Genomic DNA, 16202 nt, shown 5'->3' with positions numbered 1-16202 from the left:
TAAAAGTAAAGCCGGTTAATGATGCCGGCTTATTTTTTTGTACCTGAATTAATTTAATTTTCAGGGTTTGAAAAGACAAACAATTCCAGCAATTTTTCCTAAATATGGTGGAGATTAATCAAGGTTAATGGATGGATTAATCGGTTCATCAACTATTTCACTGTAGTCAGGTGAAGTTAGTAATTCATTCCAGATAGCTTTAAGCTCAGGATCATTGGGATTTTTGCTGCGAAGTTCAGTTAGAAGGCTAAGGGCTTTATACCAATAGCCGGCTTGTCGGTAACGAATAATACGCTCTTTAGGTGAGGCTTCTTGTAACTGCTCAATGAACTCGGAACTGGGTGAAATTCTGTGAATTGCTCCCTCAAAGAAAATACCATCTTCTAGCTTTTGCGGATCACAATGAATTGAGAGATACCAGCGATAAAGCTTGCCAATTTCCAGAGGTTGAAAGCCAGGAGGAAGATGCAAGTTAATAAACCCTGGTGTTTCTGGTATTTGTATCTTCTCTGAATTTTGAATAACCTTATCTTGATCATCCAAAATTACAAAACTTACAAAGGCGATATCTTTGGATGCATAGGGAATATAAAACAAAAAGGTAGGAGATTCGGCAATTGTTTCTGCCTTGGTACTGAAAAAGGAAACCGGAGCATTACTGACAGCCGGACATTTAGAATCAGGTGGACGAGTTCCACTGCCTTTTTGAGGGCCGTCCGGTGTGCCTACAGGGGGCACTGGCGGTGGGGCTTGGCTAATTTTAATGATTGACTGCGTTGGAATTGCTAAGGCGTTGTGTGTGAAGCCGGCAATCATTCCCAAAGTAATAAAAACTGCAAGTTTTATGGACGAGAAAAGTGGTTTCATAGAAGTATAGAACTGTTTATTTTTAGGATCGCGTTTGAAATTTACTGGCGACTGCCACAACTGTGCCGGTGGTCATTAAGGCGAATGCTGAAGGGACAAGCGGCAGCCAAGCGCCTTGTAAAAAGAAACCCAAACAGAGCAGCGATAAAATAGTTAAGGCAAGCGCCGTTGCCAGGAACAGCCGCAAGGGTGATTTTTGCAAATACCAAACAATTATTCCACCAAAGAATGACCAAAACCAAATCAAAATCCCCTCGCCCCACAAAGGCAACCACCATATCAGAGGACGCGTATCTAATACGGCACTAATCATTTGACTGATTACGTGTGCCTGAACAAATAACCCTTTCAGTGGGCCAATGGGTGTGTTAAATTCATAGTTTTGAAAAATATCATCTCCACCAATTAGAACAATTTTTCCTTGAATCCAGTTTGGCTCAAATTGACTATTTAGAATGTCTCGGACTGTCAGCTTTCGGGCAATGTCAGACGTAGCGCGATAATTAATTAGAATTTGGCTGCCCTTGTCATCAAAATTTTGATAAGCGCCACTATGGCGTTTTAATCTTTCAAAAACGGTATTGCGGAAATACAAATCATTCCTAATATTGTAATTGCATTGAATTCCTTGTTTATGCAGATATCTATAGGCAATTTGAAAACTAAAAGAATAGTGGGTATTGCAAGCATCAAAAGTAGAAGTAGGATTGAGAGTGCGAAATAATAAATATCGGCGGTAAATTGAGTTTGAATCTTTGGGTAAATTATCAAAGCCGACTTGTTCAAGCGGGCTTGCTGGCGGGGGTTCAATTCCTTTTGTATTAACAGTAAAGTTACAGATAGTAATTAGATGCTTGTTATTTTTTAATTGAGCTGATAAGGCTTCATTTCCGGGCTGCTGAGGTCGATCACGATAGATATTTAAGCCAATGACTGCCGGTTGATACTGAGCGAGTTTCTCTATTAGTTTCGCAATTTTAGCATCTGGCAGGAGATAACCTTCATCATTCTCAAGATCATCGCGATCTGCTGCAACGATTAGAAGACGAGAATCAGCCGGCTCAGAGGGGCGCAACTGCATGAATCGATCATAGGTTTGCAGTTCTGATGTTTGAAAAATACCAAATGTTCTTAATCCCATTAATAGGGTTGTTATCATTAAGCTTATCGCCAATACCTGCCAAAGTTTCTGCCGTTTTTTAGCTTCTTCATTACGCTTTCGCAAGCCTATCCAAGTGGGCGGTTCTTCAGCCGGATTATCAAAAAGTGTGGGCAACCAACTCGCACAGGGATACTCATTATCAAGACTTTCAAGCAACCTTTTTCTTGCTTCTCGCACGGAACTGCGTAAAGATTTTTGATCTTCTGCAAATGCCTTAAGAAAATATTGTAAAAACTTCTGCGCTGCTTCATCCGGCACTCTTTCACGCATGACAATAATTGCCGGCATTTGTAGAGAAGCCAAATCTCTGGCTAACCCTAACCCATCACAAGAGTTAAAAATCGCTAAACAAAGACCTTGTTTAATGGCATTTTCTAGACCATGCTTTAAATCTTCAATGGTGATGCTTTCAGTTTCATTAATATACAACTTTCCTTGGTAATTTTCTGATTCGCTAGAACTATGGCCGGCAAAGAACAAAATATCCCAGCTTTGCTCCCAAAGTTCATCACTTAACTGTTCGCGCCGGCTTGCAATAAGTGGTTGTATATAGGCATCCGGCAATCGATCTTTGAGCAACTCTAAATCAGCTTCCACATTGATATCTGTGCTATCGCCCAAAATTACTAAAATTTTGACTTTAGATTTGAGAAATTTCGGCACAAATTCTTTTTTTTCTATCGTGAGCCGGCTTAAACTCGGTTCAACGTTATAACGACCATCTAAAAGATCCCAAAGATGCCAAGGCAGTCGCCAAAGTTGAAATTCATCTGTTTGGATAATAAACCTGGTTTCTTCTTTTTTCTGGCTGAAGGTTTCTACCAATTTATCCCTAATCGGTTGAAATTGCCAATAGCTAGAATTCAGCCACTCATTGAGACTCAAATATAACTCTGACGCTGATTCAGAAATTGAAATATGAGTAGTTTGCCCTTTGATGGGTTCCAGTTTTCGATAAGAACCCAACTCGCTTTCACGATAGCTTGATTTCCAATTCTCATATTGTTGAGGAAGCAGGGGTGCCGGCGGCAGTTTACCAGCCATCACGGTAGGGGATGTGCCATTATCCTCAATTCGTAGTCTTACCAGAAAACCTCTATCAAAGTCGCCGTCGCCAATTTCTAAAATTGCTAGCTTAGTCATTGCTTCCCAGGAGTTATTGTTTGAATTAAATCACAAAGTTTTCCGTAACATTGGCATCCTCAAGTGCCAGCTTTACACTGAAAAAATCTCCCGGATCTCCCTTAAATTCGAGTTGAATGGCATTGTCAGAATTTCTTGATTGAACAGAAAGTACAGTTTCTCCAGATTCATCCACTACAATTAGGTGCAAGTTAGGCGGCAAATACGTTTGCTGAGCAACAGGATACACCCGCAAATGAATGTTAGTTTTTTCTTGAGCTTCTGGCATCAGTGTTACCACCAGTACAACTTGATGCTCGTTCAGTTGCATTCCTAAGTCGATAATCTTAGCCCTTCTAATGCCGGCTTGAGAATGGCTGCGAGTGATTTTCCTCAAGCTGAGAGATGCTTCCCGGCGAGTTCTCTCATTCTGAGTGTTATTCAGCAAATTAGTTAATGCTTGGATCGCATCTTCGTTATTAGGCGCAATGTGACCCAATAAATCAACAATTTTCAATTGAGTTCCTTGATCTCGGCTATTTTGTAAAAGTTCAATGAGTGTGGAAATTGCCTCCTGTTGGTTAGAAGCCGGCTTTCTAACGCCAGCATTTCTATACGCTAAATTGGCTGGGTGTGTGCCTAATATATCTAAAACTTCTTCCATTTCCTGCCAGCCGGCATTGAATATACTCTGAAACCATTGACTTAAATTGTTCGGGGATGGAGTGCTAGGTGCTTCAACAAAATCGCCCATTCTTCGGTTATAAAGTTGCTGTCTCCATTGATCATTTCCTAACAATGCCGCCCATTTTTCAAAAGGTACATCAATTTGCAACCGGGGTGAATAGAGAGAAGAATCGCCTAAAACTTGCAATAATTTTGTGACTTCTGCTTCAGATAAAATCGGCAATTCTGTAACTTCTTCTCGCACAGATAATCCAAACGTAATCTGCATCACAGATAAATTTTCGGTTAACGCTTCTATTGGCAAAGAATAAGTGCGTTCTTTGTGGTGATATTTGCCATCATTTTTTAATTTTCGATGCGTGGTGAAACCGCAAACTTGCAACGAACACTCATCCTCATCTTCATCCAAATTTATCGGCACTGCGATATAATAGTCAGCAGCCCATTTGGGATTATCTACCCACTCTTGAGGCACACATAATTCTTTGGTATCAGCACTGTCACTTGGAATTAATACCAGTCTGGTTTGACCAAATTGAATTGCTGTGCCGGTGACAACTTCCCAAATTGCAGATAAACTTTCCTCATTAGGCCATAATGAAGGTGTAGCGATAGATTTTTCTTCTGTAAGCCATTCCTCCATCCATTTGAGGAAAGTCACCACACAAAGACGATTGAGATAAGCGTTATAACGGGAGATTGGATTTGAATGGCACTGAGCTTGCTGCCATGCGTTTTCTTGTTCTGCCGGCAAGATATGCAAATCCAAATAATTTGTTTCAGAACGCTGTAATTGATTGCCACTAAACATGATTTGACTTTCCCTAATTTAATTGAAAAAACTTCGCAAACATTCATTTAAGATATTTTCAAACTTGTCCGGTTCTGTTTGATTTTTCAGGGCTGTATCTAAAACCTTATTAGATGAATAAAGCAAAGATTGATATAGATTTGTTAACCATTGCTCTATATATTCTTTAATCCATGTATTAAGCCGATTGATTAAATCATCTTGTAGCTTATGCTTTGCAGTCCGAATTTTAGCCGTCACTTCTGCCTGGTTCATGCCAAGTCGAGCCGCAACTTTTTGTTCATCTAAATGTTGTCCATAGCAAAGCTGTAAAACTTCTCGTTCTACAGGTTCAAGTTCTTTGATTGCTTTAACTAAAGCGGCTTGAATCAAATCTGAGTGGTGAGGAGTTTGATAATCTTTTTCTAACCAGCCACTTACATAATGTGCCACCCATTGATTAGGTTGCGCCATTTCCGCTAAAGCTTTCAGTAATTTAATTTTGATGGTGTCAAGTCGGCGAGAAATCGAGCCTTGTGTAATTCCCAAACTAACTGTCACTTGTTTTTGTGTGAATCCAGCTCCATAATATAGTAGTAAAATTTTGTGTTGTTCTGGTTTTAAAGTTTGCAGATGCCGGCGTAATGCTAAATCAGTTTTACTTGCCAACTTTTGCCAATTTTCTCCAGAATCTTCTGTTTCTACAACGTCTTGCCATTCTATTTTTACAGCCGGCTGAGGTTGTTCAGACGTAACTTCATGTCCAACTTCTTGAAGTGCTTCAATAGAATAGCTCGGTATAATTGATTTGGGATAATTTTGTAAAGCGGAAATGCAAAATTCCATCCAACCTTGAATTTGCTCTCTGTTAATGTTTGAGCCGGCAGACACTTCATGCGGTGCCGCAGCAAGGGACTTTTCCACGTTGTAACACTGAGCAACTGCCTGAAAATCTTCACTATCTGGATCGGGCCATTTTTGGCCGGCTTTCCGAGTGGGGTTTTTAACTTTGTTCATTAAATAAACTTGTTTAAAGTATTTCCGTGCAAACAAACACCTAGAAATATCTGGTTCCCGTTGTCCCGCTGTTTGCAGCGCTTCTTTTAACTCTTTATCACTTGTCTTACAAAGCAAGCGCCACCGCGAAAATTTATTAACAGCCGTTGCAGATTTAACAGTTTTTATAACAACTTCCTGAACATAAGTTTCTAGACTTGCTCCTTGAGAAGCTTCATAACCGGCTAAAATTTTCAAAAGATTGTTGAGGTCATAAATACTGACTCTAGCAAGACAAAGGAATTCGTCCCACGGACGATCAATTGAGTTTATATATATAGTTCTAGCAGCATGATAGCAATTTGCTTCAAAGTAACTTGCTAAGTGTTCTAATGCTAGCTGCTTCCTATTTTCTGGTTCCCAATCTTGCTGCCGGTCTGAAGTTGTTTCAAGTGCTAGATTCATCCAAAATTGCACCAGGCTTTTGCCTTGATCTGGTATACGACATAACCGGGAAAACGAATCGAGATTTTTTTCGTATAACGCAAAATTACGTTGCAAAGGAAGGTTATATCTCCACTGAATTACCTGCCCGAAATTTCGAGTATCAAGCATAAGATACATAGAAAATTTGTCGCGGTTATCCAAACGATCTGGCAATCTGGGGATGCTGTCCTGGTACAAAAAATTGGACATTTTAGCCGAGTCTCCGAGAGCAATAAAGAAAGTATATATTTTCCTGACCCTAGATGTGATACAGGGTGCATCTCACTTTTGCAAAAATACCCAGCGATAGGAAAGCCAGCTATACAAACAAAGCCGGCTACATCCGGGTGATTCGTTTTCATTTCCCCAGGCTTTAAGGCTGTGGACAATGGACAAAACGGGATACGCTCTTGATAAATCACCTTTAAAGGTACTGACTCCCTGATATCAATTTATTAGGGAGCGGGTTGCACCGAATATGCAGGTGTATTCTGTTTTTGAAAATTTTTTTTGTAAACACCGGCAAAGATACAAAGCCTTACCTTACCGTGATCGGGTTCGCCGGCATCCACGGTACAGAACGCTTGCTAGCAGTCAAAAAAGACATTCAGCACTTAATACCTCTTCTATTTACCAGCCCTGAAATTCCGGCTTCTATCAAATCCGAATAAAGCTAGTAAATTAGCAATGTGAGTGCCGATTTTACTTCAAAATAACAGCTAAAAATATTAATAAAAAACATCAAAAGGAGCGCGAAGGCAGGGAAACCCCATGCTTTTCACGCTCCTTGTTTATTAGGCTACAGAGCTAGCTCATTTTAGACTCAACTCTGGAATTTACTATGACTCTAAAACTTGGCGAATACGCCGTTCTAAACGTTCGAGATCCAGCCCTCCTTCGTCACGACTGATTCGGCGCACAGTTGCGTTGACATTGCCCAAATCTACTAGCAAATCTTGCAGGATATCTTGTTGCTGACGCGCTTGAGTTACCTCACGCGGTTCTTGCACTAAATCGCGCACAATCGTGTCTTCAGCACGCGCAGCGACAATCGGATTTGTTTGCCCTTCTACATGAACAAAAGTTCGTCGCCCTGGACCCCGATCTTCCTCAACCGGCACCAGCGCTGTGACTTGATCGGAGCGCACGTATTTGCCGAATCCCAGATGAACTAACATGGAAGATTGGATTTTCATAATCGCAAAACAATGGGTTTGTGACTTACTTCTATTTTAGCTTATAACCAACGGCTTTGCAGCCCTAAGAATGCGGATTTTACGGTATAAATATAGGGTTATTTCGTTAAGCTTGAATCTTGATTTTTAGCAATTTTTTGATAAATAGTTAAAAACTATGTTCCCATGAAAAATTTAGCAGCCTGTGCTTTTAATTGTTGCGTTTTCAAGTAATTTATACCTAAACAGTTTACCTAAATTCTAGAATATGTTGGGCAGTAGGAGCCGGCTTTTCTAAATGGGGAGTGTGACCGCAGTTAGAGAGCCAAATGAGCTGTGAATTCTTGATATTTTGCTTAAACTTCCTCGCATCGTCAGTTCCCAAATCATTATCAAGTTCTCCCCATAAAATTTGCGTTGGGGTATTGAGGAGGGGAATTTTATCCTCTAGCCCAGCGTAACTTCCACTTTTGGTAAAGTTGCTCAACGCTTCATGCCAAGCCGGCATTTCCATGTGTAAACAAACGCATCTTAAAGCCTCAAGCGAATGGGAATCCCAACCGCTGAGGCTGCCAAGTGTCAAGGCTTGGAGTTTTCGCTGTCGCCAAAATTCAACCGCTAAATAGTCAAAAGGAGGAAATAACAATTGCCCGATAGACAACCAACTTGAATAACCGAGGCTATTGATTAAAATTAGCTTTTTAACGGCTTCGGGATAGGTGAGCGCGAAATCAATTGCTGCGGCACCGCCCATTGAAGCTCCTATTAAAATTACTGGTTGATCAATTAAGCTTTTCCAGCAATAATAAAGATGCGTTTTAAGAGTTGCCGGGGTAAATGAAAGCCCTGATAGTCGCTCTGTAAAACCAAATCCCAATAAATCAAAAAGCCAAGTTTCGTTGTGGTTAGCTAGGAGGGGAAGAAGTCGGGAAAACTCTAGCATAGAACTATCAAAACCATGCAGCAAGACGAGGGGAGTCCCACCAATTCCTTGTCGCACGCAGGCGGTGGCAATCGGTTGGGAATGGAGGGGTGTAAGAATGGGAATTTGCTGGATTTTCTGGGCGAGAGAAATTGAGGTAGATTCTCTTAAAAAGTTGACTGCCGGCGGCAGAAAGCTAGCAAATTTATGTGCAGACATATTGCATCCTGAAAGTTACCTTAATAGCCAGCATTTTATTTACTCTCAGGATCTAAAGTATCTAGGCGATCACGTAAATTATCTAACTCTTGCCGAGATCGCTCTAGTTGAGCTGCAGGCACGGTTAAATCTTCTTTCGTTACGCCTTGTGAAGGGGAACTTTCTATTAGTTGACGAATTTGATCTAAACAAGCACTCAACCCCGCAGCAAATTCATACCGGCTTACAGGTTGATCGCCGCGAAACGTATCATCGGGATAGCCGGCAAAGCAACCGTAAGTCATACTCTTTTGCGGTGCGGCTTGCTCTATCTGTTGCGGTTGTTGTGCGATAGCTGCCGGCGCTACTATCAATGTCATTCCTAAAATAACTGTAGCGGGATGATAAAAGCTTTTAAAAAAGTTTAACATCGGTTTTCACCTCTTAAGAAAGTTAGGTTTTTTTCAAATAAGTCGGCGTTTGTCTAGATAAAAGTTGAGAAAAAAGAAAGCAGACTTTATCCATAGTCTGACACATTAAAATCCCTGACTGCTCACCCCTGATATCTACGTCTGCGGGTGGGTGAAGTGACGCTTGTATCGGTGTTAATGTTTCTTACTGAAAAGTCAGGCTCAATTTTTATTATGAAATCCCAAAAGGAAATTTGGCGCGTTATCCTTGCTGTCGCTATGGTAGTAGTCGGAGTGCTGCATTTTGCCGTACCCGTTCCATTTGTGAGAATCGTGCCACCGCAACTTCCGTATCCGCTAGAATTGGTCTATATTAGCGGCTTTTTTGAAATTTTGGGTGGAATCGGGCTATTAGTCCCGCCGGTGAGTCGTGCAGCAGCTTGGGGACTCATTGCACTTTTTATCGCTGTGTTTCCAGCCAATATTAACCAGGCTGTCAATAGCATCCCAATTGAAGGAATTCCTCACATTCCAATCCTCTATTGGATAAGGCTACCTTTCCAAGCAGTTTTTATAGCTTGGGCTTGGTTATATACCCCACCGAATGAGGGAAATCAGCAAGCTTCAATTATTCCTAATCTACCTAAATTAAGTAAAGACTAGAGTTTAACTAAAGTTAATTTTTTGTTTGAAAACCGCAGATGCTGGCTAAGTGACAGAAAGTTGAAAGCAAAAGAGCTTATGGCGAGCGGTTTTAGGAAAGGGAAAGTCATCGGGGTGGGCAAATGCCGGTTAATCCAGTGCTTCCTCTTCTATTTGCCATTTTTGTAATAGTTCAAAAGGATTAAACCCGCGATATTGCAGGTAATTCCATAACTTTGATTTGGTTTTTGGATCGAGCTGGCGAAAAGTATCGATACTGTACTTTCGCATCACTTTAGCTTTTAATCCAGCCAGTTGATCTATTTCCTCACCCTCCATTTGTTCAAGGTGTTCGTTCCAGGCTTGATCAAACAAATCCATAGAAATTCCTTTTTCCATGCATTTGCGCCTCATCACAGATTTGCCATATTTTTTTGTATAAGAGGCAATTAGGTTAGCCGCTAACTTTGAATCGGATTGAGCGCCCATTTCTTGAAGGTAATTAATCGCTTCTAAAACTTCGCTTTGCTCAAAGCCTTTCTCATGTGCTTTTTTGCGAAGTTCGGCAGCGCTATAGTCGCGGCGAGACAAAATGTTATAGAAATAGTCAATACAACTGCTCATGAAGACAATAACCTGCTTTAATAATGAAATTACTCGCTATTAAATTATAAAACAAATTTAAAAGCTGAATAAATTAAAGAAACTACCCTGTCTTTCCAGTATGTCAGAATCGATTTATTAGTAAACTTCTTCAATATTGTCTATAATAGTCAGGAAGAAAAGGTTACTAACTGTCCCGCCTATCTAACCTTAAACGCGGTTACACGCTACCGTAACCAATCATGCCGGTGAATAACAAAGAGCAACTGTTTGATCTGTGGGCACCTTCCTACGACTCTCTTTTCCCCTCTGTCATTTATCAAGCAATTCACCAAAGGTTGCTTGAATATATTGATTTACCTCCTCAACCCAATGTTTTGGATCTAGGTTGTGGAACAGGCCGGCTGCTTTCAAGATTGGCCGCTACTTTTCCAGATTTGCGTGGCACCGGCTTAGATTTATCTGCTCAAATGATCCGTCAAGCCCGCAGCCGCAATCATCACCGGCCTCGTCTTATTTACATACAAGGAAACGCCCTTGCACTTCCCTTTGCAGATGGTCAGTTTAATGCTATTTTCAACACCCTGAGTTTTTTGCACTACCCCTCCCCTGAACAAGTGTTTGCAGAAGTCAGCCGGGTCTTGCAAAAAGGTGGAAAGTTTTATTTAGTTGATATTACCACCAACCAGCAATCCCAGCCTCACTATTTAGGGGTTTCTCCCGGTGATATCCGGTTTTACAGTTCGCAAGCTCGTGAACTATTGGGAATTGAATCAGGATTTAATTGTGTGGGTCATTACTATTTGTTAGGGCCGGTTTTGTTAACCATTTTTGCTCACCCCTCCTAAGCCTTAAAGAGTAATTAGGATGACTCATGGGAATCACCGGCTATCAAGACAGCGAATAAACTCCAAAAAGTACGGAGAAATGCGGCACCCACGACAAACAGCATTAAACTAGCGAATGCTGCGAAGGGAGCGGTAATCAATAGCAGTAACCAAGCGAACAGTGCAATGCTTAAAATTGACTTTTTCATCGTCAATGCTTCTCAGTCAGTTTGATAATCCTTTGAATATATTTTACCAATTCGTCTCATGAAATTGTGTATGCCGGGGTGTAGAGATTTCCACCCTCAGCGATCATACCTCTGTCTTTAGACATCCTCTAACTTTCTGCCGGCACGATATTTTAAATGTTTCGCTACCCAATAATTTGTACAAATACTATTCGGTTTCGAGGGTCGTCTAAATCGAAAAATCCTACAGATTGCCAAGTGACTAAAGCCAATTTCTCCTCAGCAAATAAACTCCTGACGGGGTGAAAACCCCGCCAGAACTTAACTTTAGCCCAACATGATATTAGATGACAGCAGAGGCAATTTGTCTAACTACACTTGGACAAAATCATTAACATTGATAAAGCCGTCTTGCACTCCACTTAAAGAAGCAAGAAGTTCATCACCGGCACTAATCAAAGCAGCGTTATTACCCGCAGTAATGGTGAGATTCTCGAAGGTTAAACCGGCACTTAAACCCAGCAAATCTTCCCCATCTGTGAAATCGGTAATCGTATCGCTGCCGGCACCCGATTTCAGCACAAAACGATCATTGCCGGCACCACCGATTAAGCTGTCATTCCCCATATCCCCATTGAGAATATCATCGCCACTACCGCCGATCAGTGTGTCATCATCTTTGCCGCCGTGGAGGGTATCATTGCCATCACCGCCATCCAAAAGATCCGCACCCGCGTTGCCGTAGAGTGCATCATTGCCGGCATCCCCGCTCAGGGTATCATCGCCGGTATTGCCAATGAGAATATCTTCGTCTTTGCCGCCGCTCTGGGTATCATTACCATTACCACCATCGAGGAGATCATTGCCCACATTGCCGTTGAGGTAGTCGTTGCCATCACCGCCAACAACAGTATCGTTGGCTATATCTCCAAGCAGCAGATCCGCGCCTAGGTTTCCAATGAGCAGATCATTATCTTTGCCCCCATTGATTGTGTCATTACCATTACCACCATCGAGGGTGTCATTATTAGCATTGCCATTAATATAGTCATTGCCGGCACCGCCTAAAACAGTGTCACTCTCCTGTTCACCAAACAGCAAATCATCCCCATCTTGTCCTAAGACAACATCATTGTCTTTACCGGCAAAGATTACGTCAATATCATTGCCGCCATCGATATAATCAGCGCCGGCATTTCCAAATAGAATATCAATTCCGTCACCGCCGATGATATTGTCATTACCAATGCCGCCGAACAGCCAATCACTGCCGGCAAAGCCATCAATTGCTTCGGCTGTATTTGTGCCGGTGATTGTATCGTCTGACTGGCCCCCATTAAGCGTTGATTCAACTTCATTGACATTGGGAATGATGGGGATGCCAAGTGCAAGATTTCCCAGATTCGCAATGCCGGGTGTTGCTGTGGGTGCCGGTGTGGGTGTTGGGTTGGGAGCGGGTGCCGGTGTTGGGTTAGGAGTTGGTGCCGGTGTTGGGTTGGGAGTTGGTGCCGGTGTTGGGTTGGGAATTGGTGCCGGCGTTGGTATTGGGTTGGGTGTAGGAGTGGGTGTGGCAGCACTCACCGCCAAATTAAAGCTATCACCGACAGAAGCACCGGCAGTATCTGATGCCGTTACCAAAATAGCAAACGTCCCTGCCGTCACTTCGGGAGGTGTCCCTGAAATCGTGCGTGTTTGTGCATTAAAACTCAACCATGCCGGCAAGGGACTGCCATCCGCCAGCGTCAACGTATAAGTCAGCGCATCCCCATCCGCATCCACAAACGTATTTTCTGGGAACGTATAACTAAAGACGGTTCCCGCCGTCCCCGTGCGATCTGATATAGGTGTTGCCACTACCGGCGCAGTATTCAGTGTTGCGTTAACGGTTAAAGTCAACACATCGCTGGCAGTTGCCACGCCATCTGATGCGGAGACTTTTACATTAATTGCCCCTAAATTATTCGGTGCTGGTGTTCCTGAAAACGTGCGCGTTGTTGGGTTAAAGCTTAACCAACTTGGCAAAGCACCCCCATTTTCTAAACTCGCGCTATAAGTTAGGGTGTCGCCATCTACATCGGTGAAAGTATTCTCGGCAACCGTTAAATAAAAGCCAGTATTTTGTGTTGCACTTTGATCATTAATAGCTGTTGATAACGTTGGCAGATCATCAACCGCGCTAACCGTTAAATTTACTGTTGCGTCGGCAGCCGCATAAGCCGTGCCATCAAACCCATTCCAATTAAAGCTAATATTGCCGTTAAAATTGGCAGATGGGCTGAAGGAAAGATTGCCGACATTGGCAACCTCAATTTCCTGATTAACTGCCACGGCAACCCCACTCAACTTTAGGGTGCCGTTTCCGGGGACAGAAGTGATTTTAATTTTGTTTAAACTGTTGCCATCAACATCACTAAAGGCACCAGTAAAATCAGCTGCTGCAAAAGTAATGGCGATATCTTCAGTGCCGGCTTTGACAATATTAGTGACAGTCGCTGCATCATTAATGGCGCTAAAACTTAAGTTAACTGTCGCATCGGCAGCCGCGTAAGCTGTGCCATCAAACCCCTTCCAATTAAAGCTAACATTGCCATTGAAATTAGCAGATGGCGTGAAAGAAAGATTGCTTAAAGAAGCCAAGGCAATTTCTTGCCCTGTTGTGACAGCCGTGCCATTTAAACTTAAGTTGCCATTGGCCGGTAATGTCACAATCTGAATTTTCGTTAAACTGTTGCCATCAACATCGCTAAAGGCACCCGTAAAATCAGCCCCAGTAAAAGTAATAGCGGTGTCTTCAACGCCTGCTTTATTGATATTCGTAACCGTCGGCGGATTGTCGTTATCAGTAAGGCTGACATTAACCAAATTAATCGCCAGCGTTGTGGGATAATTGCTATCTGGGCTATTTGTAATCGCGTGGGTAATCGTGCCGGCATGAGTGCCTTCACTGATGATAGAATCATCGACAGCTCGTACAGCAATTGTTTGAGCGCCCAGATCGCTACGGGTGAAAGTTAGAGTGTTGGAAAACGTGGTTCCATCCAAACTGATTTGGGTTTGGGCGTCTGCCGTCACCGTAATTTCAACGCTGCCTGTGGGAATTGTATTTAAGGCAATTTGGTAACTGTCGCTAACACCCCCTTCCGCAACAGAGGTGATGCCACCGGATTGAGTAATTGTGATGCCGGCACTATCGTTATCGGTGTTGGTGACATTAATATCAGGTGCATCTAAACCGTTATACTTGGCATCCGTGCTAACAGCACCGGCAGTAGTAATTTGATAGGCAACTTCCCCATCAGCATTGAGATCATCTTGTCCAGTAATCGTGACAGTTTGAGGGGTATTCCAGTTGAGGGAATTAAATGTTACTGATGAAGAGACAGTTCCTTCAGCAGTATTGCTGCTGCTTAAAGCAATGCTGACATCAGATGTAGGTTGAGTATTTAACTGAACCGTAAAAGTTGCCGTTCCTCCGGCTTCATTTGTGTTGAGGGTGACACCGGCAGGGGTAATGCTAAAGCCGGTTATATCGTCATCAGTAATTGTTGTCGTGGCAGGCGCGGCGACGGGAACGGTTGCTTGGAAACCGGCAGGTGCAGTAGGGGAAGAAAGAGAAATTTGCACGGTTTCGTCTTCTTCATCGACAACGTCGCCGGCAACATCAACGGTGACGGTGGCGACGGTTGCACCGGCAGCAAAGTTAACGGTATTTCCGGTATTGGTAATGTTTGCGCCGGCAACTCCGGCTAGGGTGTAATCTGCGTTATTGGTAGCGGTGCCGGCTAAGTCAAAATTGACGCTGCTGGCTTGATCTGTGCGCCCTGTGCGGGTAATGGTATACTTGATGGGAGTGGTGTTGTCGGTGTTTCCTTCCGCGACTGTGGGGGTGCCGGCGGCGATGGCATATTCGATATCATTATCTTCAATGGTTAGCGTGGCGGTATTATTGGGCACAACCGCGACGTTGTAACTCGCAGTGTCGGTGACGGTAAGGGTAACAGTTTCGTTTGGATCGGCAATTGCATCGTCGGTGGGAACGACGTTAATGGTGGCAACTGTTTCCCCTGCCGCAAAAGAGACTGTTCCCGATAAAGCATCATAGTCGGTGCCATTGGAGGCAGTACCTGCCACTGTGTAAGATACCGTGATGCCAGCGACAGGTGTCGGCTCACTGAGGGTGAGGATAAAGGTGCCGGCTGTCCCTGCTTCTGTTGGAGAGGTGCCGGTGGCGATCCTCACAACGGGCGCATTTTCGTAGTAGCGAATTGTGCCATCCCGTGCCCCAATAAAAGCATCTAAAACCCCATCACTGTCAATATCGGCAAAGGTTGGGGTGCTCTGAGAACCGAGATTTATACCGTTTAAGGGGTTATTAGTGCCGATTTGCTCGCTAAATGTCCCGCCATCGTTACGATAGTAGCGGATTGTGCCGTTTTCTTCCCCAATAAAAGCATCACTATCTCCATCTGAGTCAATATCGGCTAAGGCTGGGGCGCTGAGACGCCCCACATCTACGCCGTTAAAGGGGTTACTGGTGCCAGTTTGCTCGCTAAATGTCCCGCCATCGTTGCGGTAGTGGTGCACTGTGCCATCATAAGCCCCAATAAAAGCATCTAAATCCCCATCACCGTCCATATCGACAAAGGTTGGTTTGCTGACATCTACCACATCCACACCGTTAAAGGGATTGCTGGTGCCGATTTGCTCGCTAAATGTCCCGCCATCGTTGCGATAGTAGCGGATTGTGCCATTACTACTTGTCCCAATAAAAGCGTCTAGATCCCCGTCCAAGTCAATATCGGCTAAGGCTGGGGCGCTGTAAGCCACCACATTCACATCGTTTAAGGGGTTATTGCTGCCGATTTGCTCGCTAAACGTCCCGCCATCGTTGCGGTAGTAGCGGACTTTACCGTACAATAGTTCCCCAATAAAAGCGTCTAAATCTCCATCTGAGTCAATATCAGCAAAGGTTGGGCGGCTTCCTTCCCCCACATCCACACCGTTGAAGGGGTTATTGCTGCCGGCTTGTTCTTGAAAAGTTGCCATTGTTCGTTGCTCCTCATTAAATAATTAAGTTAAAAACATTACCCAAAAAATGAGGAATGTTTGTATAAATTCAAGACTAGT

General features: G+C 43.2%; 12 protein-coding genes and 1 pseudogene. 3 read left to right on the top strand and 10 right to left on the bottom strand.

The window, feature by feature from the left end; translation table 11 throughout:
- Window positions 1–114: 114 nt before the first annotated feature.
- The 4 genes from H6F73_RS17130 to H6F73_RS17115 are packed head-to-tail and all read right to left on the bottom strand — an operon-like array spanning window position 115 to window position 6089.
- The gene (locus H6F73_RS17130) at window positions 115–867 is read right to left on the bottom strand and encodes a DUF928 domain-containing protein (RefSeq protein ID WP_190759982.1); all 753 of its coding nucleotides are present in this window, start codon (window positions 865–867) and stop codon (window positions 115–117) included.
- 22 nt (window positions 868–889) lie between these two features.
- Entirely contained in the window at window positions 890–3172 is a 2283-nt protein-coding gene (locus tag H6F73_RS17125; RefSeq protein WP_190759981.1) for a CHASE2 domain-containing protein, read from the bottom strand.
- A 25-nt stretch (window positions 3173–3197) separates the two neighbouring features.
- On the bottom strand, window positions 3198–4649 hold the full coding sequence (locus tag H6F73_RS17120) for a DUF1822 family protein (protein ID WP_190759980.1): 1452 nt from the start codon (window positions 4647–4649) through the stop codon (window positions 3198–3200).
- A gap of 18 nt (window positions 4650–4667) precedes the next feature.
- On the bottom strand, window positions 4668–6089 hold the full coding sequence (locus H6F73_RS17115; RefSeq protein ID WP_190759979.1) for a sigma factor-like helix-turn-helix DNA-binding protein: 1422 nt from the start codon (window positions 6087–6089) through the stop codon (window positions 4668–4670).
- A 518-nt stretch (window positions 6090–6607) separates the two neighbouring features.
- Between H6F73_RS17115 and H6F73_RS17110 the strand changes: the two genes are divergently transcribed.
- A complete protein-coding gene (locus H6F73_RS17110; protein ID WP_190759978.1) occupies window positions 6608–6781 on the top strand; it encodes a hypothetical protein in 174 nt (57 codons plus the stop codon).
- Window positions 6782–6949: 168 nt separating this feature from the next.
- Here the strand turns inward: H6F73_RS17110 and H6F73_RS17105 are convergent, their stop codons facing one another.
- The 3 genes and pseudogenes from H6F73_RS17105 to H6F73_RS26645 form a co-directional block, all read right to left on the bottom strand.
- Window positions 6950–7306 carry a hypothetical protein gene (locus H6F73_RS17105; RefSeq protein WP_190759977.1) on the bottom strand — a complete coding sequence of 119 codons (357 nt, stop codon included), beginning with the start codon at window positions 7304–7306 and terminating at the stop codon, window positions 6950–6952.
- Window positions 7307–7535: 229 nt separating this feature from the next.
- Complete coding sequence (locus H6F73_RS17100) at window positions 7536–8426, bottom strand: alpha/beta hydrolase (RefSeq protein ID WP_190759976.1); 891 nt, start codon at window positions 8424–8426, stop codon at window positions 7536–7538.
- A 125-nt stretch (window positions 8427–8551) separates the two neighbouring features.
- Window positions 8552–8704 (bottom strand): annotated as a pseudogene (locus H6F73_RS26645) (S-layer homology domain-containing protein); the annotation flags it as partial.
- 345 nt (window positions 8705–9049) lie between these two features.
- Here H6F73_RS26645 and H6F73_RS17090 point away from each other — a divergent pair.
- A complete protein-coding gene (locus H6F73_RS17090) occupies window positions 9050–9478 on the top strand; it encodes a DoxX family protein (RefSeq protein ID WP_190759974.1) in 429 nt (142 codons plus the stop codon).
- Window positions 9479–9607: 129 nt separating this feature from the next.
- Here H6F73_RS17090 and H6F73_RS17085 read toward each other — a convergent pair whose 3' ends face one another.
- Window positions 9608–10081 (bottom strand): regulatory protein RecX, encoded by a 474-nt coding sequence (locus tag H6F73_RS17085; RefSeq protein ID WP_190759973.1) that lies wholly within the window; start codon window positions 10079–10081, stop codon window positions 9608–9610.
- A gap of 221 nt (window positions 10082–10302) precedes the next feature.
- On the opposite strand from H6F73_RS17085, the gene H6F73_RS17080 reads away from it, so the two are divergent.
- A complete protein-coding gene (locus H6F73_RS17080; RefSeq protein WP_190759972.1) occupies window positions 10303–10908 on the top strand; it encodes a class I SAM-dependent methyltransferase in 606 nt (201 codons plus the stop codon).
- Window positions 10909–10922: 14 nt separating this feature from the next.
- On the opposite strand, the gene H6F73_RS17075 is transcribed toward H6F73_RS17080, so the two are convergent.
- Together H6F73_RS17075 and H6F73_RS17065 are read right to left on the bottom strand one after the other, a co-directional pair.
- The gene (locus H6F73_RS17075) at window positions 10923–11096 is read right to left on the bottom strand and encodes a hypothetical protein (RefSeq protein ID WP_190759971.1); all 174 of its coding nucleotides are present in this window, start codon (window positions 11094–11096) and stop codon (window positions 10923–10925) included.
- 351 nt (window positions 11097–11447) lie between these two features.
- The gene (locus H6F73_RS17065) at window positions 11448–16121 is read right to left on the bottom strand and encodes a putative Ig domain-containing protein (RefSeq protein WP_190759970.1); all 4674 of its coding nucleotides are present in this window, start codon (window positions 16119–16121) and stop codon (window positions 11448–11450) included.
- Window positions 16122–16202 lie beyond the last annotated feature (81 nt).

Source organism: Microcoleus sp. FACHB-68, from assembly GCF_014695715.1.
In the GTDB taxonomy this organism is placed as follows: Bacteria; Cyanobacteriota; Cyanobacteriia; order Cyanobacteriales; family Oscillatoriaceae; genus FACHB-68.
Note: the sequence above shows the minus strand (reverse complement) of the source record. Positions and strands in the feature narration are given on the sequence as shown.

What these genes read in the sequence shown, in the direction of transcription:
- H6F73_RS17125 (WP_190759981.1), bottom strand. Translation starts at nt 3,172, where the DNA reads ATGACTAAGCTAGCAATTTTAGAAATTGGCGACGGCGACTTTGATAGA.
- H6F73_RS17090 (WP_190759974.1), top strand. Translation starts at nt 9,050, where the DNA reads ATGAAATCCCAAAAGGAAATTTGGCGCGTTATCCTTGCTGTCGCTATG.
- H6F73_RS17080 (WP_190759972.1), top strand. Translation starts at nt 10,303, where the DNA reads ATGCCGGTGAATAACAAAGAGCAACTGTTTGATCTGTGGGCACCTTCC.
- H6F73_RS17100 (WP_190759976.1), bottom strand. Translation starts at nt 8,426, where the DNA reads ATGTCTGCACATAAATTTGCTAGCTTTCTGCCGCCGGCAGTCAACTTT.
- H6F73_RS17075 (WP_190759971.1), bottom strand. Translation starts at nt 11,096, where the DNA reads ATGAAAAAGTCAATTTTAAGCATTGCACTGTTCGCTTGGTTACTGCTA.
- H6F73_RS17085 (WP_190759973.1), bottom strand. Translation starts at nt 10,081, where the DNA reads ATGAGCAGTTGTATTGACTATTTCTATAACATTTTGTCTCGCCGCGAC.
- H6F73_RS17120 (WP_190759980.1), bottom strand. Translation starts at nt 4,649, where the DNA reads ATGTTTAGTGGCAATCAATTACAGCGTTCTGAAACAAATTATTTGGAT.
- H6F73_RS17130 (WP_190759982.1), bottom strand. Translation starts at nt 867, where the DNA reads ATGAAACCACTTTTCTCGTCCATAAAACTTGCAGTTTTTATTACTTTG.
- H6F73_RS17105 (WP_190759977.1), bottom strand. Translation starts at nt 7,306, where the DNA reads ATGAAAATCCAATCTTCCATGTTAGTTCATCTGGGATTCGGCAAATAC.
- H6F73_RS17065 (WP_190759970.1), bottom strand. Translation starts at nt 16,121, where the DNA reads ATGGCAACTTTTCAAGAACAAGCCGGCAGCAATAACCCCTTCAACGGT.
- H6F73_RS17115 (WP_190759979.1), bottom strand. Translation starts at nt 6,089, where the DNA reads ATGAATCTAGCACTTGAAACAACTTCAGACCGGCAGCAAGATTGGGAA.